Below are 21,619 nucleotides of genomic sequence, written 5' to 3'. Positions count from 1 at the left end.
CGGCGCCGGACATCCCCCAAAGGAACGTCCGGCGCCGCCGTCTCGAACGACTAATCCTTCTTGAAGGTGTCCTTGACGTTCTCGCCGACCTTCTTGGCGTCTGCGACTACCTGGTCCTTCTGGCCCTCGGCGCGCAACTCGTCATTGTTCGTCGCGTTTCCAGTAGCTTCCTTGGCCTTGCCGCCCAGGTGCTCTGCTTCGTTCTGAATCTTGTCTCCGATACCCATGGTGTGAACACCTTTCGTCTCCGGTTGAAATTCAATGTTCATTCACCCTAACACAAAGCATGCTTACTAATTCAAGGGATTACCGCGGGAGTGTCCGGTCCGAAAGAAGTGAAATCTGCCGCGGGGCCGGGCTAGGCTCGATGCCATGGACCACAAAATCAGCCTGACCCAGCACGTCAACGCCCCGGCGGAGAAGGTGTGGGCGGTTATTTCCGACATACCCGGATCCGCCGCGACCCTGTCCGGCATCGACTCGATCCAGATGCTGAGTGACGGACCCTACGGCGAGGGGACGCGCTGGAAGGAGACCCGCACGATGATGGGCAGGTCGGAAACCGTGGAGATGTGGGTGGCCAAGTCCGAACCGCCCCGGAGCACCACGGTGAAGGCACTGCAGGGCGGGGCGGACTACACCTCACGCATGACTCTGGCCGACCGCGACGGCGGCACGGACCTGACAATGACGTTCGGCGCCGACCTGGTCAATCCCTCCCGGATGAGCAAACTCGCGATGGCGGTCTTCGGGAAGCTGGGCATGCGCATCACCCGCAAGGCCCTCGCCAAGGACCTGGCAGAAATCGCGGCCAAGGCCGAGTCGCTCTAGTGGCCCGCAGCACCCCGGCGTCCAAAGCCCCCAAAGTCACCGCGCCGCGGCTTAGCCCCGTCCGGCTGGACGAGCTTCGGGACGACCCGTCCCCGGACTTCCAATCCGGGGAGCGGTACGACGGCGTCCGGTACAGCAGGGCGTCGGCCGACGGGCTGGAGCTTGCCGGCACCGACTTCGCCGAGTGCGAGTTCCAGGGCGTTTCCTTCAATGAGACCCAGCTGCGCGGCGCGGGTTTCCGCGACTGCATCCTTGCGGAGGTGTACGCCCCCGTGTTCATGGCGGCCCGGAGCACCCTGCGCGACGTCGAGATCGGGAACCCGCGCTGGGGTTCCGCGGAGCTTTACGAGAGCGGCTGGCAGTCCGTACGGATCGACGGCGGCAAACTCGACTACGTGAACCTGCGCGGTTCCAAGCTCACGGACGTTCAGATCAGCGACTGCATCATCAACGAACTGGACCTGGGCTCCTGCGCGGCGACGAGGGTGGCGCTGAAAAACTGCACCATCGGCACCCTTGACGTCGCCGGAGCCAGGCTCAATAACTTCGACATCCGCGGCACGGACTTCCGCGCCATCAGCGGCCTGGAGAGTCTCGCCGGCCTCGTGATCGATGACTACCAGCTCGGCCTGCTGGCCCCGCTCATGGCGAGCCATCTCGGCGTCGTGGTTGCGTAATCCAGCGGTGGCCTGATTGACCCCCTTGCCGCGCCGTGTAATCTTTATAGAACGAACGGTCGGTAAATTGGCGCGCTCCGCGGATTGAACGTGAAGGCCGCCGCCGATCAAAGTTCTTTCGATGACAGAGACGTTTATCGCGTGAAGGGTGTACCCATGGCATCAGCAGCAGGACCACAGGCATTTCTCGTAGGCGGTGCCCGCACCGCGGTGGGCCGCTACGGCGGGGCACTCTCCGCGGTCCGCCCTGATGACCTGGCCGCCCTCGTGGTCCGCGAGGCCGTGGCCCGGGCCGGGCTGGACCCCGACAGCATCGACGAGGTCATCCTGGGCAACGCCAACGGCGCCGGCGAGGAAAACCGCAACGTCGCCCGGATGGCCACCATCCTGGCCGGCCTCCCGCTGCACATCCCCGGCATCACCGTGAACCGGCTCTGCGCCTCGGGCCTGAGCGCCATCATCATGGCCAGCCAGATGATCAAGTCGGGAGCCGCGGACATCGTGATCGCCGGCGGCGTGGAATCCATGAGCCGCGCCCCCTGGGTCCAGGAGAAGCCGCAGGCCGCCTTCGCCAAGCCGGGCCAGATCTTTGACACCTCGATCGGCTGGCGCTTCGCCAACCCGCTGTTCCAAAAGGGTGAGCTCTCCCGCGGCGGCAAGATGACCTACTCGATGCCGGAGACGGCCGAGGAAGTCGCCCGTGTGGACGGCATCACCCGCGAGGACGCCGACGCCTTCGCCGTCCGCTCCCACGAACGCTCCCTCGCGGCCATCGCCGCCGGCCGCTTCGCCGACGAAATCGTCCCGGTCACGGTTAAAACCCGCAAGGGCGAAACCGTCGTCGACACCGACGAGGGCCCCCGCGCCGGCACCACGATGGACATCCTGGCCGGCCTCCGCCCCGTCGTCGCCGGCGGCTCCGTGGTCACGGCCGGCAACTCCTCCACCCTCAACGACGGCGCCTCCGCGATCATCGTCGCCTCCGAAGCCGCCATCGAGAGGCTCGGCCTCACCCCGCGCGCCCGGATCATCGACGGCGCCTCCGCGGGCTGCGAACCCGAAATCATGGGCATCGGCCCCGTCCCGGCCACCCAGAAGGTGCTGGCCCGGACCGGACTCAGCGTCGGCGACCTCGGCGCCGTCGAACTCAACGAAGCCTTCGCCACCCAGTCGCTGGCCACCATGCGGCGGCTCGGGCTGGACCCCGAGACCGTGAACCGCGACGGCGGCGCAATCTCCCTGGGCCACCCGCTGGGTTCGTCCGGGTCACGGATCGCGATCACCCTGCTGGGCCGGATGGAGCGTGAAGACGCCAAGATCGGCCTCGCCACCATGTGCATCGGCGTGGGCCAGGGCACCGCGATGCTGCTGGAGCGGGTGTAGTGGCGGCCCCGGCGACGGGCCTCAACCCGCAGAATTTCAGCACACTCCTGGTTGACGAGCGCGATGACCGGCTGGTGGTGCTCCTCAACCGGCCCGAGGTCCGCAACGCCATCGACCAGCAGATGGTCGACGAGCTGCACGCCGTCTGCGCCGCGCTGGAGCAGACCCCGAAGGTGTTGATCATCGCAGGCACGGAAGGCGTCTTCGCCTCCGGGGCGGACATCGGCCAGCTGCGCGAACGCCGCCGCGACGACGCCCTGCAGGGCATCAACTCCACTATTTTTGTGCGGATCGCCAAGCTGCCGATGCCGGTCATCGCGGCCCTGGACGGCTTCTGCCTGGGCGGCGGCGCCGAACTGGCGTACGCGGCGGACTTCCGGATCGGCACACCGTCAGTACGGATCGGGAACCCGGAGACGGGGCTGGGCATCCTCGCCGCCGCCGGTGCGAACTGGCGCCTGAAGGAGCTCGTGGGGGAGCCGGTGGCCAAGGAAATCCTGCTGACCGGCAGCGTGCTGCGCGCCGACCGGGCCCTCGCCGTCAACCTCATCACCGAAATCCACGAGGCATCCGAACTGATGGCGGCGGCCCACGCCCTGGCCGACAGGATTGCCGGCCAAGATCCCCTGGCCGTCCGGATCACCAAGTCAGTGTTCCACGCACCAGCCGAGGCACACCCCCTGATCGACCAGCTGGCGCAGGGCATCCTGTTTGAGTCCCAGGCCAAGTTCGACCGCATGCAGGCTTTCTTGGATAAGAAATCCGATAAGAAGGCTGCCAAGAAGCCAGCCACAACGTCCGAGCAGGAGAAGAACTGAAGATGAGCAACTCTGCACACCCCTCAAACCTTCCCGACTCCGTCGGGGTGCTCGGCGGCGGCCGCATGGGGGCCGGCATCGCCCACGCCTTCCTGATCAACGGCGCCAACGTCCTCGTCGTCGAACGCGATGAGGAGTCCGCCGAGGCTGCCCGCGAGCGGGTGGAATCGGCGGCTGCCAAGAGCATCGAGCGCGGCGCCATCGACGGCAACCTGGACGAGATGGTCTCACGGCTCTCCGTGACGGTGGACTACGACGATTTCAAGGACCGCCAGCTGGTCATCGAAGCCGTCCCCGAAGACTGGGACCTGAAAGTGGCCTCCCTGCGGGGAATCGAGGAACGGCTGTCCGACGACGCCTACCTCGCCTCCAACACGTCCTCCATCTCCGTCAACGCCCTGGCCGGCGAGCTGCAGCGCCCGCAGAACTTCCTGGGCCTGCACTTCTTCAACCCGGTGCCGGCGTCCACCCTGATCGAGGTGGTCCTCGGCGGGCACACCTCGGAGCAGCTGACCCAGGCGGCCCGCGGCTGGGTCGAGGCGCTGGGCAAGACCGCCGTCGTCGTCAATGACGCACCCGGCTTCGCGTCCTCACGGCTCGGGGTCGCGATTGCCCTCGAGGCGATGCGCATGGTCGAGGAAGGCGTGGCGTCCGCCGAGGACATCGACAACGCTATGGTCCTGGGCTACAAACACCCCACAGGGCCCTTGCGGACCACGGACATCGTCGGACTGGACGTCCGCCTCGGCATTGCCGAATACCTCGCCTCCACGCTGGGTGAGCGCTTCGCGCCGCCGCAGATCCTGCGCGACAAGGTGGCCCGCGGCGAGCTGGGGCGCAAGACCGGCAAGGGCTTCTTCGACTGGACCAGCTGACCGGCGATTATCCAAGCCCCTAGGATGGTGCGGTGACTTCCATTGCCCCCATCACGCTGACCGGCAGATACGTCGTCCTTGAGCCGCTGAGCCCGGACCACCACGACGGCCTCGTCGAGGCGGCCCGCGACGGCGACCTGTGGCAGCTCTGGTACACCAGCGTGCCGGCCCCGGAGCAGATGGCCGCCGAGATCGAGCGGCGCCTGGCACTGCAGGAAAGCGGCGACATGCTGCCCTTCACCACGCGGCTGCTTGACCCCGCCACCGGGGGTCCGGGCCGGGTGATCGGCATGACCACCTACATGAACATCGACGCCGCCACGCCCCGGGTGGAGATCGGCTCCACCTGGAACGCGGCGTCAGCGCACGGCAGCGGCAGCAACCCGGACTCCAAGCTGCTGCTGCTGCGGCACGCCTTCGAAACGCTGGGCTGCCCCGCCGTCGAGTTCCGCACGCATTGGCTCAACCACCAGTCACGCGAGGCGATCGCGCGGCTCGGCGCCAAACAGGACGGTGTGCTCCGCAGCCACACCCGCAGCAKCGACGGCGCGCTGCGGGACACCGTGGTGTACTCCATCCTGGAACACGAATGGCCGATGGTCCGCAACGCCCTCGAGTTTCGGATCGCCAGGCAGCGGTAGCCGCTGCCGGGTCTGCCGGACGCGGGCCAGGGCTAGGGGACCCGAACCGCCGCAAGGGCCGCGGCGTAGCCACCGGAATAGCCGGTGGCGGTGGGGTGGAAAGCGTCAAACGGGCTCGGGCTGCAATTGATCGCCAGGGTGCAAAGACCTGTCGGCGCCACAATCCAGGGGTTTGTTGATCCGATTCCGTGGCCGGCGAACTTCTCAGTGACGCTGACGTACCCGRCCCTGTTCAGCAGGGCCGAGAATGCGATGGTGGCGTTGAGCAGGTCGGCCGCCGCATTCATCGACCGGGCCGCCTGTGCCTGCTCCGCGGTGAGCCCGGGGCTCACGGTGAAGAGCCGGGGATAGCCGGTCAGCACGATCCTGGCATTCGGGGCCTTGCTCTTGACGGTCTTCACCATCTCCTTGATCTTGCCGGGCAGTTCGCGGAGCTTCACTACCAGTGAGTTGTAGAGGGCCGCCTTGCAGGCCGGTGAGCTCGCCGAGGCCGTGCAGGCGAGGGCCACCTGGCCCGTATCGATGTCGTTTCCGCCCACTGTCACCGTAACGACTGTGGCAGCCGCCAGCGCTGGTGCGTAGAGGGTGGCGACGTCGGAGACGTCCTCCGTCGTGGCGCCGAAACACCCCAGGTTCAGCGTGGCATTGCGGACTGCCGGGTAGGACGCTGCGGTCTGCAGGCACGTGTCGGGAAGTCCGGCCGCGGAAGGCGTGTACGCCCCGCCCCCGGTACCGGCCGCGTAGGAGTCGCCAAGGGCGATATAGACGGGATCCGGGCGGGCCGCCGTGGCAGGCGCGGCGGCGAAACCCGCCACCAGCGCGACGGCGGCGACCGCCCCCGCCAGTCGTCCGGACCAGCGCCTGATTGTCGCAGTGTTCATGATGAGTCCCCTTGTGGGTCGGAACGGCGGGAGCGGCCTGCCGGCACACCGAGCGGTGGCGGCCAGCGGGGCCTCCCGGAAACCCGGCTGGCGGACAGACTGTGGGAGCTTCGACCCTCAGCTCCGGGCAGTCATGGGGCCACGGTACGCCGGCACTGAACTGCCGGACACGGTAGGGCCTACGCGTTTCTGCGCCAGCCAGGAACCGGGGCTACGTTGATTTCCGGCTGTCGACTACTCGGACCACGTGGTTAGCTGGCAGGGTGGATGAATTCTTGAAGCCTGTCGAATGGGACGGGGCGGTCAACGCCTGGCACACCGCCGGCAGCGTGTTCCGGATGGGACGCCGCGAGTGGCTCACCGAGGCCGGCTGGCAACAGGCCTACGACGGCGGCATCCGGACAGTGATTGACCTCCGCAACCCGGACGAGATCCGCCGCCGCGATACTGATCCCTTGGTAAGCGCGGAGACCCTGGCGGCGTTCGACATCGTGCACGCCCCCACCGAGGATCCGGGCAACAGCGAGTTTCAGGAGCTGTGCGTTCCGTACCTGAACCATCCGGCGTCCTATGCAGACAATGCCCGGATTTTCCCGGAGAAGCTCGCCGCGGTCTTTCGGGCTGTCGCGGCGGCGCGCGGCGGCGTCGTGATCCATTGCTCGGCGGGCCGGGACCGCAGCGGGATGATCGCGGCGATGCTCCAGGACCTCGCCGGGGCGGGCGAGGACGCCATTGCCCGGGGTTACGAGCGGGCCATGCGCGGCATCAACGAACACCATCGCGTGTCAGGGGTGCCGCACCCGCATGAGCGGTATTTGCCCGAGGACGTCCTCGCGCCCCTGCTCGAATCGCGGCTCAAGAGCCTGCGCCGGTTTGTGCACAGCGTGAAAGCCGAAGAGTTCCTGCGCCACAATGGCGTAACGGAACCCGAGCTGGCGGCCATCAGGGCCAAATTGGGGCGCTAGAGTAACCGGGTGAAGACTCCCAGGTTTCAGCTGACAGTGCGGGCGGTGGCGGCGGCCGCCATCGCGCTCGCGGGCTCGTTTTACGCTGTTCCGGCTCTGGCCGAGAGCGGGGGGCCGGAGGCTGTTCCCACTGCCTCGCCTGCAGATTCTCCGTCGGCAACGGCCAGCCCGGCAGCGCCGAGTGAGGCAACGACGGCGGCTGACGCGACGGCCCCGGCGACGACTCCGGCACCTGCGCCGCACATCAGCGACGCCGGACTCGCGGAGGCTGTCCTGCGTGACCTGGGCATGACGCTTGAGGAGTTCAACGCCGCAGGCCAGCTGGCCAAGACGGCCGCTGACGCCGTTCCTTCCCTGCGTGAACTCCCCGGTTATCTGGGCATCAGCCTGCGGGACAGCAAAATCCTGATTGAAGGCAGCGGCGCCGAGCTCGGGGCGCGGGTTAACGAACTTAACGGAGCAGGAACCGCGGCCGTGTTCGTCCTCGTGACACCGGTGGCAGGACTGTCGGCTGAGCCCTCAACACATGCGTCAGAGACTCCTCTCGCGGCGCCCAAGTCCGTTCCCTCCGCGGCGGAACTGGTGGCTTCAAGCACCGAGCAGCTATTCCAGGCCTACGTCCGCGAGGTGGGGCCAGCCGCTTTGCAGGCCGTGGCCTACTCGGGGGGAAGGTTCATCATCCGCACCGGCGGGAAGAATGCGGCCGAAGCCACGCTGCCGGCCGTCCTGGACCCGCAAGCCGTGCCGGCCGCGACCGATGCTGCGACCGATGCGGTGCCCGGGAAAATTTCCCCGGCTGACTTCGTGGCCCGTTACGCCAACGTCCAGCTGGAGCAGGGGTCTCCGGTGACGACGGAAGCGGACGTCTACGGCGGCGAGGGCTACGTCATAGACCGGCGGACCATCTGCTCAACGGGTTTTGGCGCGTTCAGCGCGGCGGGACTGCCGGTGGTGCTGACAGCGGGGCACTGCGCCGAAGACGGCACGGCGCGGACGGCCGAGCTTGAGCCCCCGACGTCCGCCACGGCGGGTGGAGCGGCACCACTGCCCGGCACCCTGGCAGCTCTCGGGACCTTCGGGTTCAGCCAGTTCGGCGGTCCCCAGAACGCATGGGTCCTGAACCCCCAATGGAACACGGGCGATCCGGGAGACCCCGGTAACGTGGGCACTGATATCGCCGTCATCGAGCACCTCGACGGCGGAATCAACGTCCAGCCGGCCGCGGCCACGTGGGCCAGCGCAGTGAACCCGGCCCCCAGCGCCGTGAAGATCATCGGCGTCGTTGCCCCCTTCGAAGGCCAGGCTGTCTGCCGCTCCGGTCGAACCACGGGCTGGTCCTGCGGAAGCGTCGCGGAAGTCGGGACCTACGTTGTGGGCGGTCGAACCATAGACCCGGGGGACGTCCGCGCTTTCAAGGGCTTCCTGTCCCATGATGTCCAGTCGAGCGGCGGAGACTCGGGCGGGCCCTGGATCAGTGGCAACTTCGCCGTGGGCACGCATTCGGCGGGCGAGACTTCCGGTGAGAACTTCGCCATCGCAACGACCCTGCAGGACGCCCTCACCACGTTCCCGACCGCTGTCCAGCTCCAGCTGTTTCTGAACAAGCCCGAGCTCGTGGCGCCGGAGAACCGGACGTTCACCGCGGGCCAAGCCATCACAGGGCGTGTATCGGCGGCTCCTGCGTCGGCTGTTGCCGCTGACTCGAAGGTGCGCATCACCGTCGCGGGCCAGCAGCCGGCAGACGTGGCGATCGACAGCGCCGGAAACTGGTCCTTCCCTACCCCGGCAACCACAGGTGAACTGACATTCACAGCGGAGGCTATCAACGGCTTCAGCCGGTCCGGCGCGGTTTCCTTGGCTGTCAACGTCTCCGACCTTGAGGCGCCCGTGATCGCTGCCCCTGACGGGKGAGCGGCCTTGACGTCCCTCAGCCGCATCGACGGCACCGGAACCCCCGGATTGACGGTGAAGCTCACCGGCGACGTCCGCGGTTCCGCAGACGTCCAGCAGGACGGCCAGTGGAGCATTCCCGTGACCGGGCCCGTGTATGGCCAGCTCTCAGTGCACGCCGTCCAGACGTCCGACGGGGTTGTGGACAGTCCCTCCGTCACCCGGACCTTCACAGTCGTCCCGGGCGTCCCGGCCGTATCGTCGATCGTGGACGGCGTGCACCTCAGCCAGGACGCACTCCCCACGACGATCTCCGGGACCGGCGTCGACGGCGCCGACGTGACAGTGGCGATCGACGGGATTCCGGTCGGTGCTGCCCAGGCCGGGGCCGGCGGGACCGGCGTCGGCGCACGCGCAGTGGTCCGCTCCATGGTCCCGCAGGTCCTGGTGGCTGGCGGAGGCTGGAGCGTGCCGTTCCCGGCAGGCCTCACGCTGGGGTCGCACACCCTTTCCATCACCCAATCCGTGGACGGCATTGCCTCGGCCCCGCGGCTTGTAGCCTTCACCATTGACGCTCCGGCCGTTGCACCTCCTGCTGCCCCGGGGGTGCCCGATGTTCCGGCTGGCGTGGCCCCCATGCTTCCGGCTGGCGTGCTTCCGGCCGACACCGGACACCTGCCGAACACCGGCGCCGGATCGCTCCTGCCGACGGCGGGACTTGCTGGCGGGGCGATCCTGCTGGGCAGTCTCCTGCTGGGCGGCACCAAGCTGGCTGCCGCACGGCGTCGGGCGGTCCGCTAACTGCCAGCCCTACTGCGGAGTCGCCGGACAGCTGCGGAGTCGCCGTTGCCGTACGGCGACCTGGCAGCTGTCCGGCGAATTCGGCGACGCGGCCGCAGTCCTCTCAGCCCTTGCGGTCGAGCAACAGGTTGGTGATCCGCAGCGTGCACAGCCGCTGGCCGGCGTCGTTGGTGATGACCACCTCATGGGTGGTGACGGTGCCGCCGAGGTGAATGGGGGTCGCCGTGATCGTGATGAGCCCCTCGCGGGCCGACTTGTGGTGGGTGGCGGAGACGTCCACTCCGACGGCGGTCTTGCCCAGGGTGCTGGCGTGGATGACCGCGGCCCAGGAGCCCACCGCCTCGCCGACGGCCAGCGAGGCGCCGCCGTGCAGCAGTCCGAAGGACTGGCGGTTCCCCTCCACCGGCATGGTGGCGACGACCCGGTCGACGGATTCCTCGACGATCTTCACACCCATCTTCTCGTCGAGTTCGCCGAGGGTGATCTTCCACAGCTCGGGGTTCCGGGGCTCGGGCGTCATAACGTCTCCTCTGTGGCCGGAAATCCAAGGGCTCAGGCCGGTCAATGCCGCCGCAGCTAGTGTGCGGCAGGCCTCATTCATGTACTGTAGACATATTACCGAACGGACGGTCAGTAATGCTGGCCGTGTTGATCTTGCCCCCGTTGGAAGGACCCGTCAACGATGACCACCACTGCAACTGCTCCGGAACCCACAGTAGACACTGTCGAGATCGTTCCCAGCTTCATCCGGGATTCCTGGTGGACCCCCGACGCCGGCTCGGCGGCCGGCGCGGCCTCCGTCCTCGACGCCAGCACCGGTGAACTCCTCGCCAAGGTGAGCACCGAGGGCCTGGACCTCGCCGCCGTCGTCGACTACGGACGCACCACCGGCCAGGCGGAACTCGGCAAACTGACGTTCCACCAGCGCGCGCTCAAGCTCAAGGAGCTGGCGCAGTACCTGAACGGCCGCCGCGACGAGTTCTACGCGCTCTCCGCCCAGACCGGCGCCACCAAGATCGACTCGATGGTGGACATCGACGGCGGCATCGGCGTGCTCTTCACGTTTGGCTCCAAGGGCCGGCGCGAACTCCCCAACGCCCAAGTGATCGTGGACGGCCCGATGGAGGTCCTGTCCAAGGACGGTTCCTTCGCCGGCGAGCACATCTATACCCGGATTCCCGGCGTCGCCGTGCAGATCAACGCCTTCAACTTCCCCGTCTGGGGCATGCTCGAGAAATTCGCGCCCGCGTTCATCGCCGGCGTGCCCACCATCGTCAAGCCCGCCACCCCCACGGGTTACGTCACCGCCGCGGTGGTCAAGGCGATGATCGAATCCGGCATCCTGCCCAAGGGGTCGCTGCAGCTGATTTCCGGCTCCGTGCGGACCATGCTGGACCACCTCGACTACCGCGATATCGTGGCCTTCACCGGTTCCGCCTCCACCGCCAACACGCTCAAGTCCCACGTCAACGTGGTCAAGGGCGGTGTCCGCTTCACCTCGGAAACCGACTCCCTGAACGCCTCGATCCTGGGCCCGGACGCCGTCAAGGGCACACCGGAATTCGACGCCTTCATCAAGTCGCTCGTCACCGAGATGACGGCGAAGGCAGGCCAGAAGTGCACATCGATCCGCCGGGCCATCGTGCCGCAGGAGCTGGTGCAGGACGTCATCGCCGCCGTCGGGGAACGGATCCAGGAACGCGTTGTCCTGGGCGACCCGCGCGCCGACGGCGTCAACATGGGCGCCCTGGCGTCCCTGGAGCAGCTCGCCGATGTGCGCGCGGCCGTCCAGTCCATGCTCGACGCCGGCGGCGAACTCGCCTACGGCACGCTCGATTCGCCCAAGGTCACCAGCGCTGACGGCAGCATCGGCGTCGTCGACGACGGCGCGTTTATGTCCCCGGTGCTGCTGAGCTGGAAGGATCCGGAAGCCGAAGAGGTCCACTCGCTGGAGGCCTTCGGCCCGGTGTCGTCCGTGATCGGTTACACGGACCTGGCCGACGCCGTCCGCCTCGCCGCCCGCGGCGGCGGATCGCTCGTCGCCTCGGTCTGCACCAACGACCCGGCGGTTGCCCGCGAACTCGTCACCGGCATCGCCGCCCACCACGGCCGTGTGCACATGCTTAACCGCGAGGACGCCCGCAGCTCCACCGGCCACGGTTCCCCGGTCCCGCACCTGGTCCACGGCGGCCCCGGCCGCGCCGGCGGCGGCGAGGAACTCGGTGGCATCCGCTCCGTCCTGCACCACATGCAGCGCACCGCCATCCAGGGCTCACCGAACATGCTGACCGCCGTCACGGGCGTCTGGCACACCGGGGCAGACCGCAACTTCACGCTCGAGACCGAAGGCCAGCACCCGTTCCGCAAGTCCCTGGCAACGCTCCACATCGGCGACGCGATGCGCTCGGAGCTGCGCGAAGTGACCCTGGACGAGATCACGAAGTTCGCCAACTCCACCGGCGACACCTTCTATGCCCACACCAACCAGGAAGCGGCCGAGGCCAACCCGTTCTTCCCGGGCATCGTGGCGCACGGCTACCTGCTGCTGGCGTGGGGCGCCGGGTTGTTCGTGGAGCCTGCGCCGGGCCCGGTCCTGGCGAACTACGGCCTGGAGGGCCTGCGCTTCATCACTCCGGTGGCCGCAGGAGACTCCATCCGGGTCACCCTGACCGCCAAGAAGATCACCCCGCGCGAGACCGACGAGTACGGCGAGGTGGCCTGGGACGCCGTCCTGACCAACCAGAACGACGAAATCGTGGCCACGTACGACGTCCTCACCCTCGTGGAGAAATAACCACGCCCTCCCCTCCAGTTGCCCTATCACTTGTGGCTGCCAAACCACCGAAATGGCAGCCACAAGTGATAGGGCAACCATGGAAGCGCCGGTTCTTTCTGCCCTGCTCCGGCGTAAAATTTTCAACGTAGGAGGTGGCGAAATGACCCTAGTACTCAACAAAGCCACAACAGTCCTGCCCGTCGATGATGCAGAACGTGCCCGGCATTTCTATGCCGACACCCTGGGGCTCCCGCACCATGGAGTGGCAGACGACGGAAGTGAAATGTTCGGCAGCGAGGGCGGCCCCATGCTGCAGCTGATGCCCGTCAGGGACGGTAAGCACTCTGAGCACACAGCCCTGAGTTTTGAAGTCTCCGAGATCGAGCGGACCGTCCAGGAAATGGAATCCAAAGGCGTCCAGTTCCAGGACTACGACCTGCCGGACCTCAAGACCGAGAACCACATCTGTACAACGGATTCGGAGAAGTGCGCCTGGTTCATGGACACGGAGCACAACATCTTGTGCGTTCACGAGGACATCACGACGTTAGCTGATTACCAGCTCTGACCGGGCTCTGATCGGCGGACAAAGTCACGGCGTCCCGGCTCAGCGGGGCGCCGCCTGTGTGTGCGGGCCGGTCAGCCGGACCGGCCGAGGTAACGCGGCGGGGGCACATCGACACGGAAACGCCGGTGTCAGCGGGCGAAATGCGCGCCGCAGCCCTCACAGTGCCCCCGGACCGCCCCCGCCACCACCGCTCTGACCCGGCCCGTCCCGACCGCCCGGACGTGACCACGGCGTCACCGGGCGCGTCTGGAGCACCCCGTCGACCCGAACGTCCACCCGTTCGTTGAAGAAGCTGATGAGGCCGTGGATCTGGGCGGCGTCGACGTACCGCCGGTCGTAGCTCCATGCCAGGTTCCTGCCCTGCGCGGAATCCGGGTAGCTCCAGTAGCTGGCCTGGCCCTTGTACGGGCAGACCGTCCGCTTGGGGCTCTTCTCCAGCAGGTCCAGCCGCACGTCCGCCGGCGGGATGTAGTAGCGCACCGGGAGCATCGTCTCGTACAGAAGTTGCGCGCGCTTCGTGCCGGCCAGCGTCACGCCGTCGAGCGCCACCTCCACGTCCACGGACGACGCGCGGATGTCCACGCGGTGGAACGGATCACGGGGGTGGCCGATGATCTCCTCGTCGTCCTCGAGCCAGTCGAAGGCCGGGAATTCCAGGATGACGTAGCCCGCAAGATCGGGGTCCGCCGGCCGGAAGGCGGCCCGGGGAGCTGCCGCCGGTCCGGTGACGACGTCGAGTTCCTCGCCTGCGATGGTGTGCTTGCCAAACGCCGTTCCCGGGTCAAGGGAGGTCGGGGCCGAGCCTTGCCGAAGGGCAAAGGGGTGCTCCTCGACCAAAGTCGCCGGCAGGGCCGGCGCAGCGAGTCCCGCCAGGAGTTCCTGCTCAGGCACGGCATAGACGGGCGTGATCCGCCGCGGTTCCCAGACCAGATAGGCCCGCAGCGTATCGACGACGGCGGCCCCGCCGAGGCTCGCGCGGATCCGCTTGGGCGTGGGTTCGTACCGCAGCTCGGGGAAGGTGCCCATGAGCACCGTGGATAGTCTGGTGGCCATCCTCACAGCGTGGGCCCCGGCGCCTTGGCCCGTCAATGGGACCGGCGGCCGGGCGGACTACTGCGGGACGTGGAGGCCGTGGAAGGCCATGGTGATGACGTCGTCGGCCAGTTTCTCGGGGGAGAGGGAGCCGCCGGGTTTGTACCACTCGACGATGGAGTTGATGGTGCCGAAGAGCAGCCGGGTGACGGTGCGGGGGTCGATGTCCTGCCGGAGCGAGCCCTCGTCGCGTGCTGAGGAAATCAGGGCCGCCACCTTGTGGTCGAAGGTGCGACGGCGTTCCATCGCGTCGCGCTCGATCTCCGTGTTGCCCCGCAGCCGCAGCAGCAGGGTCACAAACGGAAGCCGCTCCACCAGCACCGAGATGGTCTGGCGGAGGACGAACTCCAGCCGGGCCTCGGCAGTGCCGTTCTGGGCCTGCGGCTGGTCCAGGATGGCTTCGAGGCCGCCCAGGGCGTGGTCCAGGGCGAGCTTCAGCAGGTCACCCTTGGACGGCACGTGGTGGTAAATGGCTGACTTGGAGATACCCAGGTTCTCGGCCAGGATGCCCATGGACGTGGCATCATAGCCATGGCGGTTAAAAACGTCAACAGCGATCACCAGCACCGACTGCTGGTCATAACCGGGCCGGCCGCGTTTCGTGGTTGTTGCTGTTGTGGGCATAGTCGCTAGTTTCTCACGATCAGGAGATCGGTCAGCCCGCCGGGCTGCCCTCGCGGGCGGCCCGGCGGGCTGGACAGGATGGGGTCAGGCCTTGGGGCGCATGTCGTAGATCCGGCGGAGCTTGCCGTTGGACCGCTCAAGGGAGCCTGGTTCGACGACGTCGACGGCGCAGGAGGACCCGACGTGGATCTTGATCTGCTGCTGCAGGACCTTGGCAGCCGAGGCGACACTCTCGACCGTGACAGACTCGCGGCGTTCGATCTTGACAGTCAGCTGGTCCATGCGCTGGCCCTCGGGGCGGGTGAGCTCGAGCTGGAAGTGCGGGCTCAGCTCGGGGATGCGCAAAGCGATCTCCTCGATCTGGGAGGGGAACAGATTCACGCCGCGCAGGATGATCATGTCGTCGCTGCGGCCGGTGATACGGCCCATGCGGCGGTGCGCGGGGCGGGCCGTGCCGGGCAGCAGCCGGGTGAGGTCCTTGGTGCGGTACCGGATGATCGGCAGCGCCTCTTTGGTGAGCGAGGTGAAGACGAGTTCGCCGTGTTCGCCGTCGCCCAGGACCACGGACGGATCAAAGGCATCGATGATCTCGGGGCGGAAGTGGTCCTCCCAGATGTGGCTGCCGTCCTGGGTTTCGACTGCCTCGCCGGCGACGCCCGGCCCCATGACCTCGGAGAGCCCGTAAATATCGCAGGCCTTGATGTTCATGGTCGTCTCGAGCTCGTGGCGCATTTCCTCGGTCCACGGCTCGGCGCCCAGAACGGCGAACTTCAGCGAGGTTGAGGCCGGGTCGATGCCCTGCTTCATCATCGCGTCGGCGATCGTCAGCAGGTAGGTCGGGGTGGCCAGGATGGCGTCGGGCTTGAAGTCCTGGATGAGCGTGATCTGGCGTTCGGTCTGGCCGCCCGAGATCGGGATGACCGTGCAGCCGAGGGCCTCGGCGCCGGCGTGGGCGCCCATCCCGCCGGTGAACAGGCCGTAGCCGTAAGCGTTGTGGACCTTCATGCCGGGGCGGACGCCGGAGGCGCGCAGCGAGCGGGCAACGAGCTTGGCCCAGTCGGCAAGGTCCTTCTTCGTGTAGCCCACTACGGTGGCGCGGCCGGTGGTGCCGGAGCTCGCGTGAATGCGGGCCACCTCGTGCTGCGGCACGGCGAACATTCCGAAGGGGTACTCCAGGCGGAGGTCTTCCTTGGTGGTGAAGGGGAACTTGCCGAGGTCGGCGAGCTCACGGAGGTCGGTGGGGTGGACGCCGGCTTCGTCGAACTTGCGCTTGTACAGGGGAACACGGTCGTAGGCGTAGGCCACGGTGTGCTGCAGGCGGCTGAGCTGCAACGCCTCGAGCTCGTCGCGGGAGATGGTTTCTTCGCGGTCCAGGACAGCTTCGCTGGCGGCGGCGACGGTTTCTTGGGTCATCTGGGGTTCCCTGTTTCTATTTCTTGGAGATGGTGCGGCTGCGGCCGCGGAACTCGGCGACGAGTTCGCCCGCAGGGGCGTCGGTGGGGAGTTCGCCCGGGGCCGTGGCGGCGTGCGCGGCGCCGGCGGGTGCCGACTGACGCGCCTCAGGAGTGCCCGGATCTGCGGCGTAGATCTGGATGTCATAGAGGCCGCTCCGGCCCGTGCTGGCGCGGCGGTTGGCGACGGCGGTGAGGACTTGGCCACGGAACGCCGGCTTGAGGAAGTTGATGTCGACACCGGACGCCACGGTGATGTTGCCTTCGTCAGCCGGTTCCGGGTCGGCCGGGTTGCAGGCCAGCGCGAAGGCGGTGTCCCCAAAAGCAAAGATCATTCCGCCGTGGGCCATGCCGAACCCGTTGAGCATTTCCTGCCGGAGCGCCATGCGGATCGTGGCATGTCCGTCGTCCAGCGCCACAACTTCGATGCCCATCCATTCGGACGCGTAGTCGTCCTTAAGAATGGGGTGGGTGCCACCGGAAACCGTCAGTTCAGCCATGCGTCATTGCCTCCAGCTTTATTTACCGAATGTTCATTAGGTAATCCCATTTGGGTGTCTTCTGTCAAGAGCTGACAGGCGTATGAAGCGGTCGGCGGACGACATAACGGCCGTCGAAAAGCACCAGAATCGGGACCCGGAAGCCGGCTCGCCGGCAAGAGAAAGTAGGCTGGGAGGGAAGCAGCACCACTTCACAGCAAAGGGCGAACAATGGCCAAAGGAATCTACGTCAGCGCGACCACGCCGGGCTCCGGCAAGTCCCTCATAGCGCTGGGGCTTGCGGACACCCTGCACCGGCACGCGGACCGCATCGGCTTCTTCAAACCAGTGGTCCACGGCAGCGACGCCGCCTCGGATCCCATGGTGGCCCTGATGAAGTCCCGGTTCGACCTTGATGACGAGCGCTGCCGCGGCGGGCTGACCTTTGCCGAAGTCCGGGCGCTCCTGGCCGAGGGGAACCGGGCGGAAATCGACGCCCGGTGCGTGGAGATATTTGCCGAAATGTCACGCCACTGCGACGTGGTGATCGTGGAGGGCACCGACCTCACCGGCCAGGACGCCGCCGTCGAATTCGACCTCAACGCACGCCTCGCGAACAACCTGGCCGCCTCCGTCGTGGCCGTGGTGGGAGCGAAGGGGCGCACCGTGGCGGAGGCTGCTGACGCCGTCGAGGTTGCCCGGAAGGAACTGGCGGCGGAACGCTGCAGCCTGCTGGCCATCATGGTGAACCGCGCCGACCCGGAGGACGTGGACGGGATCGTCGCTGCCGTGAAGCCCGGCGCGTCCGGCCGTCCTGTGTATGTCTTCCCGGAGCTTGAGGACATTGCCCGGCCAACCACCGGCGAGGTGGCCGCGGCCCTGGGGATCCGCCAGGTGGCCGGCCGCCCGGACATGGAACGCGACGTCCACTCCATCAAGGTGGCGGCCATGAATGTGGCCAACTTCCTCCACGTGCTCGACGACGGCGCGCTGGTGATCGTCCCGGGCGACCGTGCCGACGTGATGGTCGCGTGCCTGGCGTCGTCGTTCTCGCCGGATTTCCCGGTGCCGTCGGCGCTGATCCTCACCGGCGGCCTGGCCCCGGACCCCAACATTTACTCGTTGCTGGCGCAGGCCCCGTTCCCCGTGTTCGCCGGCCCGGACGATACCTACACCACCGCGAAGCGGGTCTCCGAGGTCCGCAGCGAAATCTGGTCCGGGCACCGCCGCAAGGTGGCCTCGGCCGTGGGGCTGTGGGCGAAGCGCGTGGACGAGGCGGAGCTCGTGGAGCGCCTGCACCTCCCGCGGCTGGAGCGGATGACGCCGCTGCGGTTCCTGCACGACCTCATCGAGCGGGCGCGGCTGCAGCGCCGGCACATCGTGCTGCCCGAGGGGAACGACGTGCGGATCCTGCGTGCTGCGGAGATCCTGCACCGCCGGGACGTCTGCGACCTCACCATTCTGGGTAGAGAATCTGAAGTCCGGGAGCTGGCATCCACCCAGGGCATCGACATCTCCGGCATCGACATCGTGGACCCTGCCACGTCCGAGCTGCGCCAGGAGTTCGCCGAAAAATACGCGGAGCTGCGCGCACACAAGGGCGTTGACCTGGCCCGGGCCCTGGAAGTCATGCTAGACGGCAGCTACTTCGGCACCATGATGGTGCAGCTGGGAGTGGTGGACGGCATGGTCTCTGGCGCCGCGCACACCACCGCCCACACCATCCGCCCGGCGCTGGAGTTCGTGAAGACCCGCGACGGCGTGAAGATCGTCTCCTCGGTGTTCCTGATGCTGATGCCGGACCGGGTGCTGGTGTACGGCGACTGCGCGGTCAACCCGGACCCGAACGCCGAGCAGCTGGGCGACATCGCGCTGGCTTCGGCCGAGACCGCCACCCAGTTCGGGGTGGAGCCGCGGGTTGCCATGCTGTCCTACTCCACCGGAGGGTCCGGAAGCGGCGAGGCGGTGGACAAGGTCCGGCAGGCCACCGAACTCGTGCGGGACCGCCGCCCGGACCTCGCCGTCGAAGGGCCCATCCAGTACGACGCCGCCGTCGACGCCGCCATCGCCGAGTCGAAGATGCCGGGCTCATCCGTGGCCGGCCAGGCGACCGTCTTCATCTTCCCGGACCTGAACACCGGCAACAACACCTACAAGGCGGTCCAGCAGTCCTCCGGGGCGGTCGCCGTCGGGCCCGTGCTACAGGGCCTGCGGAAGCCGGTCAACGACCTCTCCCGCGGGTGCACCGTGGAGGACATCGTGAACACGGTGGCCATCACCGCCATCCAGGCCCAGTCCACGGGTCCCGCCGTCGAACCGGCTGCGTCGGCCGCGCACGCGTAGGTGGGGGACCGGCGTCAGCTGTTCTCCGTCAGCTGTTCTCCGGCTCTGCCGGGCTGTCTGGGTCTTCCTGCTTGGCCGGCTCGTCCGCCAGGCCCTCGGGGGTGAGGTCCAGGTCCTCCACGTTCTCGGGCGGCTCGGGGGACTCGCCCGCCTCGGCGGCCTTGAGGTTCCCGGTGTCGTCCAACGCCGGGTTCGCGCCTTCGACGCCGGTGGGGTCCGGCTTCTTGGATCCGGCGTCCGGTGCGCTGCTGTCCTGCTCGTTGGTGCTGTCAGTCATGAAAAGCCCTCCGTGCGGTGACCAATAGGTCCGCCGACTCTAGGCGCCCGCCGCGTCCGATGCAATGGCGATACGATCGAACTTACACCGACCACCGCTGCAGCCAAGGCTTAGGAGGCCCAGTGCTCGTCCTCGTCATTAACTCAGGCTCGTCCTCACTGAAGTACCAGGTCCGCGATGTCGAAGCCGGCAGCGTGCTCGCCGAAGGACTCGTCGAGAAGATCGGAATGGGCAACGGCGGCGAGGGCGACGGCGAGCTCGAGGGCCCCCGCGACCACGCTGAGGCGCTGGAACTGGTGGACGCTGAGATCCACGCCGCGCTGGGCGACCGGGCGCTCGACGCCGTCGGGCACCGGGTGGTGCACGGCGGGGAGCGCTTCGCCGAGCCCGTCCTGGTCGATAACGAGATCACCCGCGCCATCGAGCGGCTCAACCCGCTGGCACCCCTCCACAACCCGGCGAACGTGCTGGGCATCCGCGCGATCTCGAAGAAGTGGCCGGACATGCCGCAGGTCGCCGTCTTCGACACCGCCTTCCACCGGACCCTGCCGGAGCACGCCTGGCGCTACGCCGTGCCGGAGGAGCTCTACACCAACCACGGGATCCGCCGCTACGGCTTCCACGGCACCTCGCACGAATACGTCGCGCACCGCGCCGCGGCGATGCTGGATGTCCCGGTGGACGAGTTCGACGCCGTCATCGCCCACCTCGGCAACGGGGCCTCGGTGACTGCGATCCGCGGCGGCCATTCCGTGGACACTTCCATGGGGTTCACTCCTCTCGAGGGCCTCGTGATGGGCACCCGTTCCGGCGATTTGGACCCGTCCATCCTGGTATTCCTCGGCCGGGCCGGCTGGTCCCCGGAGGACCTGGATTCCATGCTCAACCGCCAGGCCGGGCTCAAGGGGCTGGCCGGCAACAACGACATGCGCTCCGTGGTGGAGGCCGCGGAAGCCGGTGACGCTAAGGCGGCCATGGCGCTCGCCGTCGCCTCCTACCGGCTCGCAAAGTACATCGGCGGCTACCACGTGGCTGTCGGCGGGGCGAAGGCCCTCGTCTTCACCGCCGGGATCGGGGAGAACTCCTACCAGTTCCGCGCCCTCGTGGCGGAACGGCTGGGCGCCCTGGGTGTGCAGCTCGACGACGGCCTGAACCGCGAACGGTCCAAGGACCCCCGTGTGATTTCCTCGCCGTCCTCGGCCATCCCCGTGCTCGTGGTGCCAACCGACGAGGAGCGGGCGATCGCTGAGGCGACGGCCGCCGTCGTCGGCGCGTCGGTTGCTCCGTAACTGCCCTTTTCACGGCTCAAAACGGCACCCTGGGCCCACGCCGGCAGGGTTCCCTGGCCGAGCTTGCGAGGCGAGGGGGCCGGTGGGGAGCAATCGATGGGTAGCGTGGAGGCCATGACCGAACAGAACTTGCCCCTCCGCCTGCCCCTCCGCACCCAGCGGCTGGTGCTGCGCCGCTTCGAGGCCGGGGACCTGGACGCCTTCTACGCCTACCATTCGCTGCCCGAGACCGCACGGTTCCTGCCCGGGGAGGCGAAAAGCTACACCAAGTCCATGGAGTCCGTGGGCAAATACGCCAACTTCGTCTTCGAAAAGGAGGGCGACTGGATCTGCCTGGCCATCGAGGCAGCGGAATCGCCCGGGCTGCTCGGGGAAGTGGTGCTGAAGTGGCTGCCCGGCCGCGGGCAGGCCGAGATCGGCTGGAGCCTGGCTCCGGAAGCGCGCGGCAAGGGGATTGCGGCCGAGGCGGCCGGTGCGCTGCTGAAACTGGGGTTCGAGGAGCTCGGCTTCCACCGGATCGATGCCAAGCTGGATGCCCTCAACACGGCCTCCGCAACGCTCTGCGAGCGGCTGGGCATGCGGCTCGAATCCACCCAGGTGGACAAGTGGCACTACAAGGGACAGTGGGCAACGGAAGTCGTCTACGCCATTCTTGCGGATGAGTGGAAGTCCCGGCAGCGAGCCTAGGATTCACCGCGTTGACGAATTACCGGCGGTGGCGCGACGCCCCTTCCCAGTTACTTCCGGCCGCACTGCCACGCCCCCACGGAAACCCGCGGTTCCGTGAGCAGGACGCGGGGTGTGGTGCCGAGTAACTGGGCAGGAGCGTCGCCGCTCGTCAATCAGCGACCAAACCCGCCCGCGAACGCCCGGTCCGTTCCGCAGACAACTCCGCTGCGGTAAAAGTCCCATGACGCGCCAACGGACCAGCGCTACGGGAATCCGCGTAGCGCTGGTC

General features: G+C 67.6%; 21 protein-coding genes. 13 read left to right on the top strand and 8 right to left on the bottom strand.

Annotated features, from left to right (window positions below):
- Nucleotides 1-50: 50 nt before the first annotated feature.
- On the bottom strand, nt 51-227 hold the full coding sequence (locus AB4Y67_RS13910) for a CsbD family protein (protein ID WP_069949555.1): 177 nt from the start codon (nt 225-227) through the stop codon (nt 51-53).
- A gap of 145 nt (nt 228-372) precedes the next feature.
- Between AB4Y67_RS13910 and AB4Y67_RS13905 the strand changes: the two genes are divergently transcribed.
- The 6 genes from AB4Y67_RS13905 to AB4Y67_RS13880 all read left to right on the top strand — a co-directional run bounded on the left by AB4Y67_RS13905 (nt 373) and on the right by AB4Y67_RS13880 (nt 5,225).
- On the top strand, nt 373-831 hold the full coding sequence (locus AB4Y67_RS13905) for an SRPBCC family protein (protein WP_441406367.1): 459 nt from the start codon (nt 373-375) through the stop codon (nt 829-831).
- The gene (locus AB4Y67_RS13900) at nt 831-1,508 is read left to right on the top strand and encodes a pentapeptide repeat-containing protein (RefSeq protein ID WP_441406366.1); all 678 of its coding nucleotides are present in this window, start codon (nt 831-833) and stop codon (nt 1,506-1,508) included. The genes AB4Y67_RS13905 and AB4Y67_RS13900 overlap by 1 nt, the downstream gene beginning before the upstream one ends.
- A gap of 156 nt (nt 1,509-1,664) precedes the next feature.
- The gene (locus AB4Y67_RS13895; RefSeq protein WP_441406365.1) at nt 1,665-2,891 is read left to right on the top strand and encodes a thiolase family protein; all 1,227 of its coding nucleotides are present in this window, start codon (nt 1,665-1,667) and stop codon (nt 2,889-2,891) included.
- A complete protein-coding gene (locus tag AB4Y67_RS13890) occupies nt 2,891-3,709 on the top strand; it encodes an enoyl-CoA hydratase/isomerase family protein (RefSeq protein WP_441406364.1) in 819 nt (272 codons plus the stop codon). The genes AB4Y67_RS13895 and AB4Y67_RS13890 overlap by 1 nt, the downstream gene beginning before the upstream one ends.
- Before the next feature lie 2 nt (nt 3,710-3,711).
- Nucleotides 3,712-4,584, top strand: coding sequence for a 3-hydroxyacyl-CoA dehydrogenase family protein (locus tag AB4Y67_RS13885; protein WP_441406363.1), 873 nt, complete (start codon nt 3,712-3,714; stop codon nt 4,582-4,584).
- Between the two features lie 32 nt (nt 4,585-4,616).
- Complete coding sequence (locus AB4Y67_RS13880) at nt 4,617-5,225, top strand: GNAT family N-acetyltransferase (protein ID WP_441406362.1); 609 nt, start codon at nt 4,617-4,619, stop codon at nt 5,223-5,225.
- Between the two features lie 32 nt (nt 5,226-5,257).
- Here the strand turns inward: AB4Y67_RS13880 and AB4Y67_RS13875 are convergent, their stop codons facing one another.
- The gene (locus AB4Y67_RS13875; RefSeq protein WP_441406361.1) at nt 5,258-6,106 is read right to left on the bottom strand and encodes an SGNH/GDSL hydrolase family protein; all 849 of its coding nucleotides are present in this window, start codon (nt 6,104-6,106) and stop codon (nt 5,258-5,260) included.
- 275 nt (nt 6,107-6,381) lie between these two features.
- Between AB4Y67_RS13875 and AB4Y67_RS13870 the strand changes: the two genes are divergently transcribed.
- Together AB4Y67_RS13870 and AB4Y67_RS13865 are read left to right on the top strand one after the other, a co-directional pair.
- Nucleotides 6,382-7,071 (top strand): tyrosine-protein phosphatase, encoded by a 690-nt coding sequence (locus tag AB4Y67_RS13870; RefSeq protein WP_441406360.1) that lies wholly within the window; start codon nt 6,382-6,384, stop codon nt 7,069-7,071.
- Nucleotides 7,072-7,080: 9 nt separating this feature from the next.
- A complete protein-coding gene (locus AB4Y67_RS13865; protein ID WP_441406359.1) occupies nt 7,081-9,762 on the top strand; it encodes a S1 family peptidase in 2,682 nt (893 codons plus the stop codon).
- A gap of 103 nt (nt 9,763-9,865) precedes the next feature.
- Here the strand turns inward: AB4Y67_RS13865 and AB4Y67_RS13860 are convergent, their stop codons facing one another.
- On the bottom strand, nt 9,866-10,282 hold the full coding sequence (locus tag AB4Y67_RS13860) for a PaaI family thioesterase (protein ID WP_441406358.1): 417 nt from the start codon (nt 10,280-10,282) through the stop codon (nt 9,866-9,868).
- Between the two features lie 162 nt (nt 10,283-10,444).
- On the opposite strand from AB4Y67_RS13860, the gene paaZ reads away from it, so the two are divergent.
- Nucleotides 10,445-12,556 carry a phenylacetic acid degradation bifunctional protein PaaZ gene (paaZ, locus tag AB4Y67_RS13855; protein WP_441406357.1) on the top strand — a complete coding sequence of 704 codons (2,112 nt, stop codon included), beginning with the start codon at nt 10,445-10,447 and terminating at the stop codon, nt 12,554-12,556.
- A 142-nt stretch (nt 12,557-12,698) separates the two neighbouring features.
- Nucleotides 12,699-13,106, top strand: coding sequence for a VOC family protein (locus tag AB4Y67_RS13850; protein WP_441406356.1), 408 nt, complete (start codon nt 12,699-12,701; stop codon nt 13,104-13,106).
- Nucleotides 13,107-13,262: 156 nt separating this feature from the next.
- On the opposite strand, the gene AB4Y67_RS13845 is transcribed toward AB4Y67_RS13850, so the two are convergent.
- The 4 genes from AB4Y67_RS13845 to AB4Y67_RS13830 form a co-directional block, all read right to left on the bottom strand.
- On the bottom strand, nt 13,263-14,159 hold the full coding sequence (locus AB4Y67_RS13845; RefSeq protein WP_441406355.1) for a DUF427 domain-containing protein: 897 nt from the start codon (nt 14,157-14,159) through the stop codon (nt 13,263-13,265).
- Between the two features lie 57 nt (nt 14,160-14,216).
- A complete protein-coding gene (locus AB4Y67_RS13840; RefSeq protein ID WP_441406354.1) occupies nt 14,217-14,822 on the bottom strand; it encodes a TetR/AcrR family transcriptional regulator in 606 nt (201 codons plus the stop codon).
- Nucleotides 14,823-14,906: 84 nt separating this feature from the next.
- On the bottom strand, nt 14,907-16,235 hold the full coding sequence (gene paaK / locus AB4Y67_RS13835) for a phenylacetate--CoA ligase PaaK (RefSeq protein ID WP_441406353.1): 1,329 nt from the start codon (nt 16,233-16,235) through the stop codon (nt 14,907-14,909).
- Nucleotides 16,236-16,251: 16 nt separating this feature from the next.
- The gene (locus AB4Y67_RS13830; protein WP_441406352.1) at nt 16,252-16,773 is read right to left on the bottom strand and encodes a hotdog fold thioesterase; all 522 of its coding nucleotides are present in this window, start codon (nt 16,771-16,773) and stop codon (nt 16,252-16,254) included.
- A gap of 210 nt (nt 16,774-16,983) precedes the next feature.
- On the opposite strand from AB4Y67_RS13830, the gene pta reads away from it, so the two are divergent.
- Entirely contained in the window at nt 16,984-19,095 is a 2,112-nt protein-coding gene (pta, locus tag AB4Y67_RS13825; RefSeq protein WP_441406351.1) for a phosphate acetyltransferase, read from the top strand.
- A gap of 28 nt (nt 19,096-19,123) precedes the next feature.
- On the opposite strand, the gene AB4Y67_RS13820 is transcribed toward pta, so the two are convergent.
- Nucleotides 19,124-19,372, bottom strand: a complete 249-nt coding sequence (locus tag AB4Y67_RS13820) for a hypothetical protein (protein WP_441406350.1) — start codon at nt 19,370-19,372, stop codon at nt 19,124-19,126.
- A gap of 122 nt (nt 19,373-19,494) precedes the next feature.
- Between AB4Y67_RS13820 and AB4Y67_RS13815 the strand changes: the two genes are divergently transcribed.
- Together AB4Y67_RS13815 and AB4Y67_RS13810 are read left to right on the top strand one after the other, a co-directional pair.
- A complete protein-coding gene (locus AB4Y67_RS13815; protein ID WP_441406349.1) occupies nt 19,495-20,661 on the top strand; it encodes an acetate kinase in 1,167 nt (388 codons plus the stop codon).
- 114 nt (nt 20,662-20,775) lie between these two features.
- Nucleotides 20,776-21,348, top strand: a complete 573-nt coding sequence (locus tag AB4Y67_RS13810) for a GNAT family N-acetyltransferase (RefSeq protein ID WP_441406348.1) — start codon at nt 20,776-20,778, stop codon at nt 21,346-21,348.
- Nucleotides 21,349-21,619: the final 271 nt, after the last annotated feature.

Source organism: Arthrobacter sp. YAF17 (assembly GCF_052113365.1).
Taxonomy (GTDB): domain Bacteria; phylum Actinomycetota; class Actinomycetes; order Actinomycetales; family Micrococcaceae; genus Arthrobacter.
Note: the sequence above shows the minus strand (reverse complement) of the source record. Positions and strands in the feature narration are given on the sequence as shown.